Genomic DNA, 19,289 nt, shown 5'->3' with positions numbered 1-19,289 from the left:
CATGTCAAAAATAATTACTTATCTTAGAGAATTGGAACAGAATAATAACCGCGAGTGGTTTCACTCCCATAAGGCGGAGTACCAGGAGGCGTTCGGGGAGTTTGAAGAGATCATCGCCGGATTGATGGCAGAACTTGGAAAAGACGATGCCAGAATCCTGAACTACCAGCCCAAAGAACTTACATTTAAGCTGATGAGGGACACCAGGTTCAGTAATGACAAGTCTCCGTACAATCCGGCCTTTCGATGTCATATATCACCTGCCGGCAAGCTGCCCGTGCCGGTCGGATATTTCCTGTGTATCCGCCCGGGAGACCGATCATTTCTAGGGGGCGGATTATTTGCTGACATGTTCCGTGATGCCACTGCCATGGTAAGAGACTATATAAACGGCCACGGTGCAGAACTGCAGGAGATCGTGGAATCCTCTCAATTCAAAGACAGCAAGGCGGGTTTTGTAATCAAAGGAAGCGCATTAAAAAATGTCCCAAAAGGGTACAACGCCGAACACCCTATGGCGCAGTACTTAAAAAACAAGAGCTGGTATATTGAAGACGGTTTTAATGATCAGAGACTGGAGAACAAGGATGCTTTCATCCAATTTGCGGCTGAACGATTTCGGCTTATGGCTCCATTCAATGAATATTTAAATCAGGCGCTGAAGGAATTCAAAATGCCCCAGAGATAATTTCAGAATATTCTGAAAACGGTGGGCAAAGGGGTCAGACCCCTTTTATGTGACTTAATCACAGATTTTTCCAGACAGATAGTGTATAATAATAATATTAAAGAAAAGGAGGTCATGTTATGAAGGTTATAATGAGTAATAATCTGAAAGAATACATGAACGAAAAGGGTCAGAAAGACCTCGTGCTGTTCCTTGGCGCGTGCAGCACATGAGGCGGCTCCTATGTGGAGGTGCTGGCAAGGTTTGCCGGCAAGGATGAGAAACTTGAAGAAAATGGATACAAAAAGGTACCCAGTGAATTGGGACATGTCTATCTGCCGCCTGAACAAATAGAGTTTGGGGATATCCTGAAGCTTGGCTTTACGACGTATTTCCAGATGCCGCAAATTACGGTAGAAGGCTGCAGGTCTGTCTGATTAACAAACAGGTAATCCCTGGAAAAGCCTTTTACGTTTTCCGGCGGACGTACGAACGATGACGAAGTGGAAAATGCCTCTCCCTGATGTTGAATCAGAAGAGGCATTTTCTAATTTAAAATCTACACGTCTGGCTATTCTTCAAGCGCCCAGATGTGTTTGTTTTTCCGATATATCAGACAGGTTATCACACCGATAAATCCCAGTATTAAAAACAGCATTGCTGCACCGCTTCCCTTACCGGTGCCGAATAAAAGCCCCGGCAGGCTGTCAGCCGCCTTCTGGCTCATGTATGGTTCAAACACCTTGTCTACGCAGATTCCCCCCAGAAAATAGCCAATCGGAATGGTAAAGAACTGAAAGGTATTGCGGATGGCATATACCCGCCCCTGGAGCTCCACAGGGATGTGGGTGCGAAGCAGTACGTCCATATTCGTATTCATAATCGGGATGAACAGCCATCCAAGCAGTGCGCCCAGGCACCATACGGGTGTACTGTGTCCCAGTGCCAGCAGAAAATTCTCTGTGCTCATAGAAAAAAGCAGAGAATTGGTAATCACCCTTACCCGGCTCTTTGGTTTCGAAGCAAAAGAAGCAAACAGGCTTCCTGCTACATTTGCAATTCCGGAACAGGCATTGACCAGCCCAAGGGCGGCCTCGCTTCCCCCATTGCGCGACAAAAGCATTGCCGGGAGCGCCGCGTTGTACATGGAGGCGGTCAGGTTGATGGCCGAAAGAAAAAGAATCAGGTAAAAGATTCCTTTATTCCGGGTAAGGAATTGCAGCCCCTTTCCTGCGGCCTGAAGAACTGTTTCCTGCGCTTTCCCGGCGGATACCTTAACGGCAGGAATAGGAATAAAAAATGCCAGTGTAATAAATGCAATCCCGAACGTCAGAAAATCAAAGGCAATGACAGCCGTCATTCCAAAAAGCGAAAAAATGGCGGTGGCAATGACCGGGGACAGGATTGTGATCAGAGAATTGGAGAATGAACGCATTCCCCCGGCCCGCTGATATTGTTCCTTTGGCGTGAGCAGGCTGACCGCTACGTCCGAGGAAGGCTGCTGGATGGTGTTCATCAATCCGTTAAAGCCATTGATCAGATACAGGTGCCAGATTTCCAGGCGCCCCGTCCCAAGCAGAAAGAATACAAGTAAGGTGCTGGCTGCCGCGAGACTGTCACATACCAGCATGGTGCGCTTTTTATCCCATCTGTCGCTCAAAGCGCCTGCAAAGATACTCAGCAGTACGTAGGGTGCATAAGAACACACCGTCAGCAGAGCGGATGTAAGCGCGGATCCGGTCTGCTGGTAAGCCCAGATAACAAGCGCGTAACTGGTCATAGAACTTCCCAGTTCCGAAAATGACTGGGTTGCCCACAGAAGGATGAATGAGTGTAATCCCTGAAATAATTTTTTAAAGTTTTTCATTTGACTTTGCTCCTTTTTAATCATTTACTTAAATCGTCATATTAAAAATGCAAAGTCCGGTTGGACGAAAAATAGTCAAGCGCTGCTGCACCAGTGCATCAGTCAAACAGTGCAGAGATGAAACGCTTCCCATTTCTTATCTCCATGCAGTTTCGTCCGTATCAGACCTTGCATGGAGTTCTGTCAATGCAGAGTATCATAAGAATTTCCTCCTTTCTCACAAGCATATAAAATATCTCCAAGAATAGATAGAATCTGGCGAGTACCTCGAATAATAATTAGCTGTCAGTTTTACTTACGAATTCCTCACCGCGCATCTGCTTCATCACAATGCGGTACAAGACTGTCGTGATGGCAAAGGTACAGGCATCAGCCACCGCCTGTGCCATCTGAATGCCAAACAGGCCGAAGAGCGGGGGCAGAATCAGCAGTGCAGGGATGAAGAAAAGCCCCTGCCGGGCGGAGGCAAGCACGGAAGCATATCCAGTCTTCCCCATGGTCTGCATCATCATATTATTCATAATAATCCATCCGTTCAGTATAAAAGTCAGGCATTGGAACCGAAGCGCCGTTGTTCCGATCCGGATGACTTCCGAATCATTTCGGAAAATGCCGACCAGATGGCCGGACAGCAGTGCACCGGTGACCGCCAGAACGAACAGAACCACGGTGGAGACCTTCACACAGAACCAGAAAGCCTCCCGGACACGGCCATATTTTTTAGCGCCGTAGTTAAACCCGCAGAACGGTTGGAATCCCTGCCCGAACCCGATCAGAGCCGAACTGGCAAACATGGTAATCCTGCTCACAATGGACATGGCGGCAATCGCGGCATCCCCATAGGGATTCGCGGCAATATTCAGCGTCATGGTAGCGACACTGCCAAGTCCCTGCCGGAAAAGCGACGGCAGCCCGCCGCCCAGGATCTCCCGCAGCCGTTCTTTTCGGAACCGGACGTTACGGAACCGGATGGGGATGCACCCAGAGATGCGGATGCCGGCCAGCAGCAGAATAAAACTGACGAACTGGCTGAGTATCGTGGCAATGGCGGCTCCCGAGATCCCCATGTGAAAGACAAAGATAAAAAGCGGGTCCAGCGCGATATTGAGGACCGCCCCGATGGTAATCCCGACCATGGAATAAAAAGCATTTCCCTGAAAACGGATCTGGTTATTCAATACAAGTTGTGCAGTCATGTAGGGGGCGCCAATCAGTATGATCCCAAGGTACTGCTCCGTGTAAGGCAGAATCGTTTTCGTAGAACCAAGTACAATGCAGAGCGGTTTTAGAAAAATCAGTCCCAGTGCCATTACTGCAAAACCGAGGAACAGAGCCAGGAAAAATCCCGTGGCCGCCAGCTGCCCCGCCGCATCCGCATCTTTGGAACCAAGCCTTCTGGAAATAGAATTCCCCGAACCGTGTCCGCAAAAAAAGCCCAGCGCCTGAATCACAGCCATGAGTGGAAATGCTACCCCTACCGCCGCCGTCGCACTGGTGCCGATCCTGCCGACAAAAAAAGTATCGGCCATATTATAAAATGAGGTAATCAGCATACTGATAATCGTTGGAACAGCCAGCCGGCCAATCAATCCGGGGATGGGCGCCTCCGTCATCATGCGGTATTTTTCGTCCTGAGATGTATTACTGTGCAATGCAATCGCTTCCTTTTTGTAATTTGTTTGTTATGTATAACTTATTTCACAGCATAGCGGAATTATACCGCCAGGAATACACAACTTCATTCATCTATGCTTCATAGTATATCATTATATCAAACAGAAGTGCCAATATCTATCGAAGCTCTTCAGATTGTATAAAAAATTTATAGAATTTATAGAAAATAGATTTGGTTTGAATTTCATAGTATCATCCGTAAACACCCCAAAGCTCCCATACCTAAAAGTTTCCCCCCCCCTATTCTAACATGATGCACGATACAAATAGCCCATTCCATCCGCCTACCCCGTCTCGGATACAACCTGGGGACTGAGGCTTTACTGCCGGTCGGATGAACCAGCCAAGCGAACTGTAAGCGGCAAGCCCTCCGGCCTGTATGGTCGGTTTAAAACGCCTTATAGCGGACGATTAGAAGCTCTTAGAGAGCCGGAGGCATCCGGAAGGGATGAAAATTGATTCTCCAAAATCAATTTTCAATCCGGCCTGTGCTGAAAAAATATCAATTTTTTCAGCGCATGCCGGATGTGCCCTTCCGGGTGCCTCCGGGTCTCTTAGAGCTTCTTCGTCAAGCGGTCAGGATATTAAACCGACCATACAGGCCGGAGAGCTTGCCGCTTACAGTTCGCTTGGCGTCCCCCCCATCCGCCCCGTTGCTAAATCCCGTTGCTAAATCCCGATATTGCAGTTTGGGAATGTGTGATATATACTAAAAGCCTAAGGGATTATAATGGTGTTAAGATGCAGAGGTTTAAAGCGGGTGTGACTATGGATTTTTACAAAAGGACAGCCTTGGTATGTTCAATCATTCCGGAAGGAAAAGTTTCTACTTATGGGCAGATTGCGCTGCTGTGCGGAAAACCGAAGCATGCCAGGCAGGTTGGGTATGCCCTGAGCCGCGGGCTTGCGGGGGAGGATGCGCCGGCCCACCGTGTGGTGAACGCGAAAGGGATATTAAGCGGAGCCGCGGCATTTGCCACGCCGGACTTGCAGAAGCAGATGCTGGAAAATGAGGGCGTGGAGGTACTCTGGACAGAAGACGGCTGGCGGGTAGATTTAAAACGGGACGGTTGGAAGAATACAATGGACGATGCTTTATGGCTGCGGGAAGAATTTGACAGAAGGAACATCTGACAGATTATGTAATAGCCAATGGCATTAATTTACAGGAAGAGGAAATGAATGGATAAATATAAAATTTTGAAAGAAGTGTTCGGATATGATTCATTTCGTGACGGACAGGAGGAACTTGTTGAAAGCACGCTGCAGGGAAGAGACGTTCTGGGGATTATGCCGACCGGGGCTGGAAAATCGATCTGTTACCAGGTCCCTGCGTTATTGTTTGAGGGGATTTCCCTCATCATATCTCCCCTGATCTCTCTTATGAAGGATCAGGTGACGGCCCTGAACCAGCTGGGGATACACGCCGCCTTCATTAATAGTTCACTGACGGAGGTTCAATACAGAAAAGCGATGGAGAATGCCAGAAACGGCAGGTACAAGATCATCTATGTGGCGCCGGAGCGATTGCTGACGGAGTCCTTTTTATCGCTTGTCAGCTGTGTAAATATCTCCATGGTAGCTGTGGACGAGGCGCACTGTATATCCCAATGGGGGCAGGACTTCAGGCCCAGCTATCTCAAGATCGTGGATTTCATCAATATGCTGCCAAAAAGACCGGTTATTGCGGCCTATACGGCAACTGCCACCAAGGTGGTTAAGGAGGATATTGTCTGTATTCTGGGTCTGCAGGAACCGACGGTCATGGTTACGGGGTATGACAGAAAGAACCTTTATTTTGCGGTGAAAAAGCCAAAAAATAAGATGGCTGAGCTGCTGGCGTATCTTCAGAAGAATGGGGATAAGAGCGGGATTATCTACTGCAACACAAGAAAAAATGTGGAGGAGGTCCATGAGGCTCTGCTGCGGGAAGGCTACATGACGGCAAAGTACCACGCGGGCCTGTCGGATTCCGCGAGAAAACAGAATCAGGAAGATTTTATCTATGATATAAAGCCCATCATGGTGGCGACAAATGCGTTTGGGATGGGGATTGACAAGTCCAATGTGCGGTTTGTCATCCATTACAATATGCCCAAGGATATAGAAAGCTACTATCAGGAGGCCGGACGTGCCGGGCGTGACGGGGAGCCGTCGGAGTGCATACTTCTGTATTCCGGGCAGGATGTGAAGATCAATGAATTCCTGATCGGCAGGCAGACAGAGAACGAAGATCTGGATTATGAAGAGCGGGAACTGATACGGGAGAGGGATAACGAGCGGCTTAGAAAAATGACCTTTTACTGTTTTACAAATGAGTGCCTGCGCGATTATATTCTGCGCTATTTTGGCGAATACGGCGGTAATTATTGCGGAAACTGTGAGAATTGCCTGATGGAATTCCAGGATATTGATGTGACGCAGGAGGCGGTCAGTCTGATCAACCTGGTCAGGACAAGCGGAGAACGATATGGCATCAACGCCATTATCGATGCGGTTCATGGATCTGAAAATGCAAAAGTACGCCAGTTCAGGCTGGACAGAAATCCTTATTACGGTACGCTGAAAAAAGTTACGCTGGTCCGCATCCGGCAGATTATGAATGATCTGCTGGTGAAGGGATATCTGTTCCTGACCACGAATGAATACCCGGTTTTGAAAATGACAGAAATGGGAAGGAATCTGGTCTGGGAGGAAACTCCGGAACCGGTGATCCTCAAACTTCCGAAAGAAGTGGAAAAAGCACCTGCAAAGCAGAAGGCGGAAAAGAAGCAGAAAGTGGTTGACGTGAAATATCCGAATCTGTTTGAACGCCTTCGTCAGAAACGGTATGAGATGGCACAGGAGAACCATGTGCCGCCGTATATCATTTTCTCGGACAGGACGCTGAAAGAGATGAGTACTTATCTTCCTTCTAATAAGGCGGCCATGCTTGAGATTAACGGGGTTGGTACAAATAAGTATGAAAAGTACGGCGAAGATTTTATGGGCATGGTCAAGGCATATATGGAAGAAAAAGGGATCCGTCCGGAGGAAGTAGAGCCAAAGGCAGAGCCGGAAGAGGAACTGGACGAAAAGACGGGTAAAAAGAAAGTAACCATCAAAGACGGATTTGAGGCATACCGGGACAGCCTGGTCTCACAGGGTGTTGTGCAGGCTTACGCGGCATGGACCGAAGAAGAGGAGGAGCGGCTGAAGGAAGAGTACCAATCCGGTATGAAGATAAAGGAGATCAGCGAAGTGCATCACCGTTCAGAGGGCGGAATACGCAGCAGGCTGAAGAAGATGGGAATGATTCTTTAACTGCAGGCAGTTAAAAAATAAAGAAAGAAACAGATAAAAAGAGGCATCTTCCGGTTAATCATATTTAACCAGGGATATGCCTCCTTTTTTGTGATAAGGTATATAGCCGCAAAGCGGCATCGAGGCGGAGCCAAAGTGTGCAAGCACTTCATGAGTGAGGCGATGAGAAGTTTAGGTGGGCCTGCCCACTTTGTTTTTTGCCAGATACACCAAGTTGACAGACCGCAGGAGATATGGGAGGATATGAAAGATTACAGGAGGCGGGAAAGCGGAATGTATACTTGGCTTAAGCGGCAAAATCCACGATTTGGCTGTCTTTGAAAATATATTTAATTCAGAAAATTTAAATCATTTCAGGAATCCCATCCGTTATTATTAGTAGGGGACGCCCCGAGGAGGAAAAATTGACGCGCGAAAATGAAATTTTTAAACAAATAGAACAAGGGAATATGGAGGGGCTGGATGAGCTGGTCAGTATGTATTATCCGGAAATATACCGGTATTGCTGTTGGCATACCTCTAACCAGGCAAATGCAGAAGATGCGGTGCAGGAGACATTTCTGAAGGCAGTCCGCTATATGGACAGGTATGCCCACCGGGGCAGATTCCGAGCCTTTCTCTATCGGATTGCTGCGAATACATGCATTGATATGAGCCGGAGGAAATGTGAGGTGCCCGTGGAGGACGAGGTGTTGGAGGCAGTGCCTTTGGTGGATGCCTCCTTCCAGGAGACGGAAGACGATACGGACTTTTTGAGGCTTGTCAGGCAGCTTCCGGAGGAAATGTCGGAACTGGTCTTTCTGCGTTATGGACAGGAAATGAAACTGCGGGAGATCGCGGAGATTACCGGGCTGCCAGTCAGAACGGTACAGTCAAAGCTTCGTTATGCACTGAAAAGGCTGAAAAAGACGGCTGCTGCAGGGCAGGACAAAGAGGGAACATTGCAAAACATGCAGGAATGGCGAGGTGATGGAGATGAAAAATGATGCATTTATAACGGAGCTTAGAAAAGAGTTCCGGGAAAAACAACCGGAGATTTGTGAAAAACATTTGGAAAAAACGGCCGGTATGGTGAAAACTTTTTATACAAGCAGGCAGAACAGCCTGTCCAGGGCCAGAAGAATCGGATTTGGTGAACTGGTTCTGCGCCAGGTCCGGTTTATCGGTTGGAAAATATGGTGTTTACAGTTGATGGTGCTGGTTGGAATGTTTTGTGCGCTTCATACCATTTTAGCGAATATGGAGGTGGCCTCCAGGCATCTGCCCTATCTTCTGTTTGCGATGGCTGTGATGCTGGCGTGGATGGCAGTCCCCATGATGGGAAGAAGCCTCCGATACCATATGGCAGAAGTTGAGAGTGCATCTCTGTTCTCGGCCGGCCGGCTGATGGCGGCAAGGCTGCTGATTACAGAAGCCGGGGCGGTTGTATTGATGGCGGGAATGATTTGTATTACGGCTGCGGGAAATATATACCGCTTCAGCGAGATTATTTTTACAAGTCTGCTGCCATTTCTGGCAGTAAGCGGTATCTGTACCGGCCTGCTTGGGCACATCAGAATCCAGTCTTATGTGAAAAGCTGCAACGCGGGGGTGGTATGCATTCTTGTACTCGCTTTTATCATGGACCGGCTGGACACAAAAAAACTGGCGGATCTGCCGCAAGCAGTGGGATGGACGGCATGTGTATTCTGCCTGGCGCTGTGTGCATATCAAATCCGGAGAATCTGGAAGAAAGACAGCCTTAAGGACGGAGCGGCGTTTTGCTGAAATATATGTTAAGCAGAGGCAGCAGTTCAGTTTCGTCTGAACTGCTGCAGGTACGAAGTAAAACGAGCTGAAAGGAGAAAATATGGAGCTGAAAATAGAACATCTTACAAAAAAATATAAAGACAAGACGGCGGTGGATGATGTTAGCCTGACGGTTACCCCTGGGATCTGGGGGCTGCTCGGCGCAAACGGAGCCGGGAAGACGACTTTGATGAGAATGATAGCGGGAATCATGAAACCCACCTCGGGCTGCGTGAAGTATGACGGGATCAATATCGCTGCGCTTGGGGAGACCTACCGGGATATCTTTGGATATCTGCCCCAGGAGTTTGGATTTTATCCGGAATTTACCGTAAAAGATTACTTGGAATATATGGCGGTGTTAAAAGGGCTGACCAGGCAGGAGTCAAAACGAAAGATCGGAGAACTCCTGGAGACACTGACGCTGGGGGAGGTAAAAAATAAAAGGATTGCGAAGCTGTCCGGCGGAATGAAACGCCGTGTGGGAATCGCCCAGGCGCTGTTAAACGAACCGGAGATCCTGATACTGGATGAACCCACAAGCGGGCTGGATCCAGGAGAAAGGGTCCGTTTCCGCAACCTGCTCTCTGAGTTTGCACAAAACAGGATCGTACTGATCTCCACACACATCGTACCGGATGTAGAGTATATAGCCAGCCAGAATGCTGTCATGAAAGACGGACGTATATTGGCATCGGGGACGACAGATGAGCTGGTAGGAATTATGGACGGCAAAGTCTGGAATGTGCAGATGCCCGCCTATGATGTGCATCGGGCAGAGCAGAAGGCCAGGATCGTAAATCTGCGCAACGATAACAGTGACTATGTATCCGTCCGTTATCTCTCGGACCAGCCGGTTTTTCACGATTCCGTACAGGCTCAGCCGAGACTGGAGGATTTGTATCTGTGGCTCTTTCCGCAGGAAGAATCGGGAAAGGAGGAACACTGATATGAGACTTTTTCTAATGGAACTGAAACGAATTCTGAAAACCAGATCCGTACAGATCGTGATACTGGGAGCCCTTTTGCTGACCGCATTATTGGCATATGCACCGATTAGCTTTGTGAGATACACCATACAGGATGATTCCGGGTATAAGTCAGAGTTCAAAGGGCTGGAGGCAATACGGGTACAGAAGGAGGCCCAGGCGGACTATGCGGGAATCGTGACGCCGGAGATGATCGTACAGGCATTGGCACAATATCAGGAATGCGCGGGGCAGTATAAAAACGGTATTTACGATGAAAATATGCCTGTCAATGAATACAACGAAAAAATAGCGCCGGTTTCCTTTATTGTCAGGAAACTGGCAGAGGTGTATGCGGACGATAAATCAGGATTTGCAGCAGATGAAATGAGCCTGACGGCGGAGGATGCCGGGCGGTTTTATGAGCAGTGCAGCCAGCACCTGTCAGATGTGATGAATCTGGAACAGCCGAATCATCCCCAGGCCAGGGAGAAGGCTGCGGCCATGTACGAAAAAGTGGATAAGCCCTTTTCCTATTACCCGGGTACGGATTCCAATTCTATAGAATATTTCGGGATCATGGTACTTTTGATGGCAGTGGTAGGAGTCGTGATCACAGTACCAATATTTTCCATTGAATACCAGACAGAGTCTGACCAGATCCTGCGCTGCACAAAACATGGAAAGCGTCGGCTTGCGATCGTAAAACTGCTCGCCTGCTTTACCATACTGACCGTAATATATGCAATATGCATGACGATTTTCACAATCATAATTAACACAGCATTTGGCTGGGAGGCCAGGCAGACAGATGTGCAGTTTTTGTTTTCCGCAATCACTTTTATAAAACTGACAGTGGGGCAGCTGCAGCTGCTTATTATAGGAATGGGATATCTGACCTTACTCGCCACAATTTTCTTTACCCTGTTTTTATCCAGCAGACTAAAAAGCGTGTCTTCAACCGCCATCACAGCTCTCGTCTTCTGCATTCTGCCCTTCTTTCTCAACAGCTTTTGGAATAGCGGTTTGGGCGACTGGATCAGCGCGGTGCTGCCGTCGGGCGGAACAGGAATGGGGAACAGCTTCTTGTACGCCCTGCTGGATACCCGGTTTCTGTTTATCAGGGAGCATGCCTTCTGGGTACCTTGTGTCATGGTTGTGGCTGCAGCTGTAAATATAGTATTGTTCTGTGTACTAACGGCAGAAACTTACTGCAGACGTACAATCTAAAAAGAGGGGATTTGATTACAAATTTAATTTTTACTGCTGTATTTCAAAATACTTTGTGCTACAATGTGTCCCATAGGTTGTAGATATAGAATGAAAAAGGTGGTAGCAATTATGGAGTACACAGGATATGAACTGCTCTGGCTGTACATTATTTATTCCTTTGCAGGCTGGTGCGGAGAGGTGGCGGCAGCAGCGGTAAAAAATCATAAATTTATTAACCGGGGGTTTGTGAATGGACCTCTCTGTCCCATATATGGGACCGGAGCGGTGGCGTTTGCCATATTCCTTCCGGAACTGAGAAATCATATATTCTTTCTCTTCCTGGGTGGGCTGATATTGGCCTCCTTTATTGAATATATAACCGGGCGGCTGATGGAAAAGATTTTTCATAAGAAGTGGTGGGACTATAGTAGCCGGCGCTTTCATATGGAAGGTTATGTCTGTCTGGAGAGTTCTGTATTGTGGGGAATCTGTGCAGTTTTGACCATACGCTTTATAAATCCGCTGTTGCTGCGGGGCGTATCTCTGCTGCCGGAACTGGTGGGGATAGTCCTGGTATGGGCTGCGGTTATTTTGCTTGCAGTGGACAGTGTCGGCTCGGCCATTGCAATTCTTGGGATGAAGAAGAACAAGCGGATCAGTTATATCACGGAAGAGCTGCATAAGACCTCAAAATTTTTGGAAAATGCACTTACACGCCGGATTCAGAGCCGTATGCTGAAAGCGTTCCCGGATATCCAGCCCGTTGCGGGAACGGCTATGGAAAAAGCGAAGCCGGAAGTGTTTGCTAAGGGGTGCGGCTTTTATAAGCTGGTCTCACTATTTTTTATCGGAGCATTTCTGGGGGATATTGTGGAAACGATCTTCTGCCTTATTACCAGCGGGGAGCTGATGAGCCGCAGCAGCGTGGTGTATGGGCCGTTCAGTATTGTCTGGGGGCTGGCCTGCGCGTTTTTGACGCTGATTCTTTATAAATACAGGGATAAAAGTGACAGCTATATCTTTTTTTTCGGAACCGTCTTGGGTGGTGCCTATGAATATATCTGCAGCGTATTTACGGAATTAGTATTTGGAACTGTATTCTGGGATTACAGTGATTTTGCGTTTAATCTGGGCGGTCGGATAAATCTGCTTTACTGCTTCTTCTGGGGAATTGCAGCGGTCATTTGGATGAAAGGGGTTTACCCAAGGATTTCTGGGTGGATTGAAAAAATACCGATGCGCGCTGGAAAGGTTATCTGCAATTTGATGATTGTATTTATGATTGCCAATATGCTGATCTCTGGCATGGCGCTTGGCAGATATACAGAGAGAAATACCGGGAAAGCTGAACAGACTGCGGCGGGCCAGTTCCTTGATGAACACTTCCCAGACAGCAGGATGGAGAGAATTTATCCCAATGTGAAGATTACAAAATAAGAGTTAACTGCATTTGCCAAAAGCCTTCCGATGTGCTTATCTTTATGTCCGGGAAACCGATTCCTGCTGATGCAATTTTTTCCATTTCCCCGTCCGGTACTCCATATATGAGATCAGATAATTTGCCGTCCAGCCGATGGGGACTGCCAGCCAGACCATGGAAATGCCGAAAAGAGGAGCCATAGCGGCGGCAAAACAGACCCGGATTCCCAGATTTACCAGGTTTGCTACGGTAAACATTTTCATATCTCCGGCTCCGCGCAGTAAACCGTCTGTGATCATTTTCAGGCCGATCAGGGCGTAGAACCAGCCCATGAATCTGAGGCAGCGGATGCCGGTATCCAGAGCCAGGGCGGAACCGCCTTCCCCGAGAAACATGGTGATGATCGGGCGGTAAAACAGCTGCAGTGCGAGGCAGAGCAATACGGCAAATGCGGCAACGATCCCATAGGCAGTGTGATAGCCCTTCTGTACCCGGTCGAACCGGCGGGCCCCGATGTTTTGGGCTGTGTAGGGGGACATGGCATTGCCCATTGCGGCCATGGGGACGAAGCACAGGGCCTCCACGCGCATGGCGGCGGAGTATCCGGCAAGGATTTCGGAACCAAAATTGTTGACAACCGACTGCACCAGCATCATGCCGATGGAGACCGTGGACTGCTGAAGGATAGAGGGAAGTGCGATTCTGGTCATAGCCTTCAGTTCCTCTTTGCCATACGGTACAGCAGGCCCGGCGGGGTATGCCTTCAGTTCCCTTAAGAACAGAATAAAGGCGGTGATTGCAGAGATGCCCTGGGCTATAAGCGTGGCCCATGCGACTCCGGCTACCCCGAGATTCAGGGAATATACCATGTAGATATCCAGAAGGATATTAAATACAGAGGAGAATATCAACAGGTAGAGCGGAATACGGGAGCGCCCCAGCGCATTAAACATGGAAGACAGCACATTGTACATAAATAAAAAGGGAAGCCCCAGAAAATAGATATTCAGGTATTTTGTAGCCTGTCCCATGATATTGGACGGCGTGTTTAAATACAGCATGATCGTGCTGCTCTGCCATAAGCCGAAAGCGCCCAGCAGGATGCTCAGACCAAGAAATGTGAGCAGTGCGGTGGATATGGAGCGTTTCATCTTTGTATAATCCCGGGAACCGAAGAGGCGGCTCGTAACAACGGAGGAACCGATGCCGCCGCCGATGGCGATAGAAATGAATACATTGGTCAGCGAATAGGACGCCCCAACTGCAGCCAGGGCATCTTCGCCCACAAACCGTCCGACCACGACGGAATCGGCCATGGTATAAAACTGCTGGAACAGGTTTCCCATCATAATAGGAAAGGCAAAGACAAGAAGTGCCTTCAGAGGTCTTTGGTTTATTAAATATTCTTTATTCATGAGTGTGGCACCTTTCAGTAATAAAATCAGTAAAATTAGTATTGCTAAGTTCATAAAGATTATAAGTATATTTTAGTAACAGTTCGAGCGTGCCTGAACTCTTACATATTTTAAACGTTTATTTGGAAATCATGTTATAAGGTTTAAGAAAATGATTTCTGTGGTATTATAAGAAAAAGACATTTGTTTCCTGAAAGGAGATGCGCAATGAAAAGCCTGAAATTAAGAGAAGGATTTTACTGGACCGGTATTGTGGATGATTCCCTGCGTGTATTTGACATCATTATGTATACGGAGTTTGGAACTACATACAATTCGTATGTATTAAAGGCCGGGGATAAGACAATTTTGTTCGAGACAGCTAAAGAGAAATTCTGGGATGATTACCTGGAAAAACTGGAAGAAGTGACTACAGTCAGTGAGATTGATTATCTGGTCGTAAGCCATACGGAGCCGGATCACGCGGGAAGCGTAGAGCGGCTTCTGGATATGTGTCCGCATCTGAAGATTATTTCTACCGGGACTGCAAACGGTTTTTTGAAAGAGATCGTGAACCGGGATTTTACGGGAATTGTGGTTAAAGACGGGCAGAGTATGCAGATTGGGAATAAGACGCTGTATTTTATGGCTGTGCCGAACCTGCACTGGCCGGATACGATGTACACTTACATTGAGGAGGAGCAGATCCTTGTAACCTGTGATTCTTTTGGCTCTCATTATGGATTTCATGATGTGCTGCTGAGCAGAGTGGAGAACTGGGAGGATTATGAAAAGGCCACGAAGTATTATTTTGACTGTATCATCGGCCCCTTTAAGTCTTATATGGCCAAGGCGCTGGAGCGGGTGCGCCAGTTGGATATTACGATGATATGTACCGGTCACGGGCCGGTTCTGGACACAAAGCTGGAGCAGATCTACCAATGGTATGAGAAATGGTGTGACGTCCGCAATCCTAATCAGAAGAAAACCGTTATTATTGCCTATGTCAGTGCTTATGGATATACAAAAGAGCTGGCAGAGAACATTGCGGAAGGGATTCGGGAATGCGGGGATATTGATATCCGCCTTTATGATATGGTAGAGGCAGATCCGGGCAAAGCCGTGGAGGAACTGGGATTCGCAGACGGGATTTTGCTTGGGACGCCTACGATTGTGGGGGAGGCGCTGAAACCGATCTGGGATCTGACGCTGGCTATGACGCCGGTTACCCATGGCGGCAAGCTTGCAGGCGTATTCGGCAGTTACGGATGGAGCGGCGAAGGCGTTCCCCATATAGAAGAGCGCCTCAAACAGCTGAGGATGCAGGTGGTGGAAGGGTATCAGGTTCGTTTCAGACCGGATCAGGCGGACAGACAGGACGCCTTTGATTTTGGATATAATTTTGGGTGTATCCTTCTGGACAGACCAAATACAAAGAAGAAAACCGCAGAGAGCGGCCTTGTAAAATGCCTTGTCTGCGGAGAGATATTCGATGCCTCACTGGAGATCTGCCCGGTCTGCGGGGTGGGGAAGGAAAACTTCGTTCCCGTGGAAGTGGAGGAGAGTTCTTACCGCAAAGATACGGAAGACTTCTATCTGATTCTGGGAAATGGCGCGGCAGGTTATCAGGCGGCAAAGGCTATCCGTGAACGGGATAAGACAGCTTCCGTTGTGATGATTTCTGATGAACCTTACCGCTCATACAACCGGCCCATGCTGACAAAGTCTATCATGGCGGAATTAGATGAGGATCAGATCGCCATTCAGGATGAAAGGTGGTATCAGGAACAGAAAATCGTACAGGTTCTGGGTAAGAAAGTGACTTCCGTGGATACAAAAGAAAAAGAGGTGTCATTGGAGGATGGAACACGCCTGAAATATACAAAGTTGATTTATGCTCTGGGCGGGGAGTGCTTTATCCCTCCGATTCCCGGCAGTGACAAGGAAGCAGTCGTGGCTATCCGGAGACTGCAGGATACGAGGAAGATTGCCGATCTTCTTCCTAAGGTAAAAAATGTCGTTGTCATTGGCGGCGGCGTACTGGGGCTGGAGGCTGCCTGGGAGATGAAGAAGGCAAAGTGCAGTGTTACGGTGCTGGAGATTGCGCCTGTTCTGATGGGGCGCCAGCTGGATGCTTCTGCGGGAGAGTTGTTAAAAGATATTGGCGGAGAGTGTGGAATTAACATCAGGACCGGCATACAGGTGGAGGAGATTCTGGGAGAAGAGCGGGTAACCGCAGTTCGGCTGAAAGGCGGGGAGGAAATCCCTGCGGATATGGTTATCATTTCCAGCGGAGTCCGCGCCAATATCGGGCTGGCTGAGCAGATGGGGCTGGAGACGGATCGTGGCGTGGTGGTGAACGGCAGAATGGAAACCAGTATGGCAGATGTATATGCATGCGGTGACTGTGCACAATACCAGAACGTCAATTATGCAATCTGGCCGGAAGCCGTGGAACAGGGAAAAGTGGCAGGCGCCAATGCGGCAGGAGAAGAAGTTGAATATGAGCAGGTACCGGCGGCGCTTACGTTTAACGGAATGAATACCGCGCTTTATGCAGTGGGAGATACGGGGAAGAACCCGAACCTTGTGTATAAGACGGTGGAATTTAAAGATATGGGTAGAAAACAGTATAAGAAATATTACTTCCTTAATAATAGACTTTGCGGAGTTATCCTGATCGGGGATGTGGCTGAGATGGGGAAGATGGGATCGGCAGTGGAGAAACGAATGGCTTATGGGGAGGTTATGAAAGGGTAGGAGGTCCGCGGTTTTGACGGACATACGGGAAGCAGCCTTCGGGTACACATGCCGGAAGGGAATGCGGCCGTTTATTAACGAATTCTAGGAAGCAGTCAGGCGGGAAAAAGGGGCACGGATGACACAGCGCGAGAAATTTTGATAATTTCTCGCACTGGGTCATCCGACACCGTGATTCGGAATCACGGTGTCTCCCCTTTTTCCCGCCTGTCTGCTTCAAGAATTCGTAAATGCACTCTGAGCATTCTCTTCCGGCATGTGTACCCGAAGGCTGCTTCCCGTCTGTCCGACAAAACCGCTGGGCGCATCCGGGCGGTAGGAAGGGCGTGGCTTTTCTCGGGAGTGAATGGAACGGGGGAGGCGGATTGGGTTGGAAGTAGATTGAGTTGGACTGGTAGTAAGTAGAGGGGGATATTTGCTGGAGGAGCCAGTGTGGGGATGGTATTGCTGGATTGGATTTACAGTAGTTTTTTACTATGATAGAATATTAAAATAAGATATGGTCAGCACGGGGATTTTTTTGTGAGGATGTTGGTGACTGCAGGGATTGTGAAGTGAGGGATTGAGTATGGCTTGTTTGTTGATTGTTGAGGACGATGTTGATTTGGGGGAAGGGATTGGGTTTGCTTTTTCGGCGGACGGGTATGTCACGGACTTGGCGGTTAGTATCCGGGACGGGCGGCGGATGCTGGCCGGGGGCGGGTATGACTGTGTTATTTTGGATTGTAATTTGCCGGATGGGAGCGGATTTGATTTTTGCAGGGCGATTCGGGCGGAGAGTGATGTGCCTGTATTGATGCTGACGGCCAGGGATACGGAGCTGGATGAGGTGATGGCTCTGGAGCTGGGGGTTGATGATTTTATGACGAAACCTTTTTCGGTTGCGGTTCTGAAAGCGCGGGTGAAACGGCTGGTTATGCGGCGTGATGGAGGACAGGCTGTCCAGTCTAATGGGATACGGGTTGATCTGCGGGAGTGCAGGGTTTTTCGGGATGGCGGGGAAGTTCTGCTGAGTAAGGTGGAGTATAAGCTGCTGTTGTTTTTTCTGGAAAACCGGAATCAGGTTTTGTCTAAGGAACAGATTTTGGAATATGTCTGGGACAGTTCCGGGCGGTTTGTGGATGAGAATACGGTTTCTGTGAATATTCGGAGACTGCGTTCTAAGATTGAGGAGAACCCGGATTCCCCCAGCTGTATTAAGACGGTGCATGGACTGGGATACATATGGAAAGAGAACTAGTATATCGAATAATAATGAGTGTCTGATTACGCATGTGAGGGTGGATAGAAACAGGGCGGTAGAGAATGATGGAATGGTTATGGATGGGGATTTTTGGCGGACTGGCTCTTGTTTTTGCCGGAGCAGCGCTGTGGTTCAGGCGGAAGAAACAGAGGCTTTACCGGGAAGTTGACCGGATGATGGACCGGATTCTGGATAATAAAAAGATTGAACAGACGGATTTGAGTGAGGGGGAGGTGTCTGCCCTTGCGGGGAAGGCGAGGCGTATCCAGGAAAAACTGGAGGCTGAAGTGGGCGGTGCCCAGAGGGAGAAGGAGCAGGTAAAAAGCTTGATTTCCAATATGTCTCATCAGCTGAAGACTCCTCTTGCAAACATTATGATGTATGAAGAAATTCTGGAGGATGGATCGCTTCCACGGGAGGAACAGGAGAAGTTTCTTGGTAAGATGAAGAAGCAGTCGGTAAAGGTGGAGTGGATTCTGAATTCTCTGTTTAAGATGGTGAAGCTGGAACAGAATGTGATTGTATTTGAGGCGGAGGGGGCTCTGATACGCCGGACGCTGCTTGACGCGGTGAATCTGGTTTACGAAAAGGCACAACGCAAGGGGATTGAGATAGAGACCGAGTATTTTCCGGACTGTTTCCTGTACCATAATCCCAAATGGACTACAGAGGTATTTGCCAATATTCTGGAGAATGCCGTAAAGTATACGCCGGAGTCAGGGTGTATTACGATAGGGATGAGGCGGTATGAGATGTATTCGGAGATCTGGTTTCGGGATACAGGGATGGGAATCGCGAAAGAGGAGCTGACAAAGATTTTTCAGCGCTTTTATCGGAGTAAGGATGCGGAAAATATGGACGGATCCGGGATTGGCCTGTATCTGTCCAAGTTGATTCTGGAAAAAGAGAAAGGATATATGAACGTGGCTTCTGAGCCTGGGAAGGGAAGCTGCTTTTCTGTTTTCTTACAGAACTGTGGAAATTGATTTCTGA

At 48.4% G+C, this 19,289-nt stretch carries 15 protein-coding genes; 12 read left to right on the top strand and 3 right to left on the bottom strand.

Annotated elements, in window-relative coordinates:
* Position 1 precedes the first annotated feature (1 nt).
* Together BN1938_RS10595 and BN1938_RS10590 are read left to right on the top strand one after the other, a co-directional pair.
* On the top strand, positions 2-688 hold the full coding sequence (locus tag BN1938_RS10595; protein ID WP_050640553.1) for a DUF2461 domain-containing protein: 687 nt from the start codon (positions 2-4) through the stop codon (positions 686-688).
* Between the two features lie 224 nt (positions 689-912).
* On the top strand, positions 913-1,104 hold the full coding sequence (locus BN1938_RS10590; RefSeq protein ID WP_025655996.1) for a hypothetical protein: 192 nt from the start codon (positions 913-915) through the stop codon (positions 1,102-1,104).
* 134 nt (positions 1,105-1,238) lie between these two features.
* On the opposite strand, the gene BN1938_RS10585 is transcribed toward BN1938_RS10590, so the two are convergent.
* Entirely contained in the window at positions 1,239-2,534 is a 1,296-nt protein-coding gene (locus BN1938_RS10585) for an MFS transporter (RefSeq protein ID WP_050640552.1), read from the bottom strand.
* 278 nt (positions 2,535-2,812) lie between these two features.
* A complete protein-coding gene (locus BN1938_RS10580) occupies positions 2,813-4,186 on the bottom strand; it encodes an MATE family efflux transporter (protein ID WP_330581562.1) in 1,374 nt (457 codons plus the stop codon).
* Positions 4,187-4,976: 790 nt separating this feature from the next.
* On the opposite strand from BN1938_RS10580, the gene BN1938_RS10575 reads away from it, so the two are divergent.
* The 7 genes from BN1938_RS10575 (at position 4,977) to BN1938_RS10545 (ending at position 12,916) form a co-directional block, all read left to right on the top strand.
* Positions 4,977-5,342 (top strand): MGMT family protein, encoded by a 366-nt coding sequence (locus BN1938_RS10575; RefSeq protein WP_050640551.1) that lies wholly within the window; start codon positions 4,977-4,979, stop codon positions 5,340-5,342.
* A 48-nt stretch (positions 5,343-5,390) separates the two neighbouring features.
* Entirely contained in the window at positions 5,391-7,511 is a 2,121-nt protein-coding gene (recQ, locus tag BN1938_RS10570; RefSeq protein ID WP_050640550.1) for a DNA helicase RecQ, read from the top strand.
* A 404-nt stretch (positions 7,512-7,915) separates the two neighbouring features.
* Positions 7,916-8,497 carry an RNA polymerase sigma factor gene (locus BN1938_RS10565; protein WP_242843836.1) on the top strand — a complete coding sequence of 194 codons (582 nt, stop codon included), beginning with the start codon at positions 7,916-7,918 and terminating at the stop codon, positions 8,495-8,497.
* Positions 8,481-9,278 (top strand): hypothetical protein, encoded by a 798-nt coding sequence (locus tag BN1938_RS10560; RefSeq protein WP_050640549.1) that lies wholly within the window; start codon positions 8,481-8,483, stop codon positions 9,276-9,278. The genes BN1938_RS10565 and BN1938_RS10560 overlap by 17 nt, the downstream gene beginning before the upstream one ends.
* An 82-nt stretch (positions 9,279-9,360) precedes the next feature.
* On the top strand, positions 9,361-10,248 hold the full coding sequence (locus tag BN1938_RS10555) for an ABC transporter ATP-binding protein (RefSeq protein ID WP_050640548.1): 888 nt from the start codon (positions 9,361-9,363) through the stop codon (positions 10,246-10,248).
* Between the two features lies 1 nt (position 10,249).
* Complete coding sequence (locus BN1938_RS10550) at positions 10,250-11,497, top strand: MFS transporter (RefSeq protein ID WP_050640547.1); 1,248 nt, start codon at positions 10,250-10,252, stop codon at positions 11,495-11,497.
* A 111-nt stretch (positions 11,498-11,608) separates the two neighbouring features.
* Positions 11,609-12,916: a putative ABC transporter permease gene (locus BN1938_RS10545; RefSeq protein ID WP_050640546.1), complete on the top strand. Its 1,308-nt coding sequence runs from the start codon at positions 11,609-11,611 to the stop codon at positions 12,914-12,916.
* Positions 12,917-12,958: 42 nt separating this feature from the next.
* Here the strand turns inward: BN1938_RS10545 and BN1938_RS10540 are convergent, their stop codons facing one another.
* Positions 12,959-14,368, bottom strand: coding sequence for an MATE family efflux transporter (locus tag BN1938_RS10540; protein WP_148487169.1), 1,410 nt, complete (start codon positions 14,366-14,368; stop codon positions 12,959-12,961).
* A gap of 153 nt (positions 14,369-14,521) precedes the next feature.
* Between BN1938_RS10540 and BN1938_RS10535 the strand changes: the two genes are divergently transcribed.
* The 3 genes from BN1938_RS10535 to BN1938_RS10525 all read left to right on the top strand — a co-directional run bounded on the left by BN1938_RS10535 (position 14,522) and on the right by BN1938_RS10525 (position 19,282).
* A complete protein-coding gene (locus BN1938_RS10535) occupies positions 14,522-17,053 on the top strand; it encodes an FAD-dependent oxidoreductase (RefSeq protein WP_050640544.1) in 2,532 nt (843 codons plus the stop codon).
* 568 nt (positions 17,054-17,621) lie between these two features.
* A complete protein-coding gene (locus BN1938_RS10530; RefSeq protein WP_050640543.1) occupies positions 17,622-18,293 on the top strand; it encodes a response regulator transcription factor in 672 nt (223 codons plus the stop codon).
* Positions 18,294-18,358: 65 nt separating this feature from the next.
* Complete coding sequence (locus BN1938_RS10525) at positions 18,359-19,282, top strand: sensor histidine kinase (protein WP_330581561.1); 924 nt, start codon at positions 18,359-18,361, stop codon at positions 19,280-19,282.
* Positions 19,283-19,289: the final 7 nt, after the last annotated feature.

It is taken from the genome of Eubacterium sp. SB2 (genome assembly GCF_001244405.1).
In the GTDB taxonomy this organism is placed as follows: domain Bacteria; phylum Bacillota; class Clostridia; order Lachnospirales; family Lachnospiraceae; genus Faecalicatena; species Faecalicatena contortus_B.
Note: the sequence above shows the minus strand (reverse complement) of the source record. Positions and strands in the feature narration are given on the sequence as shown.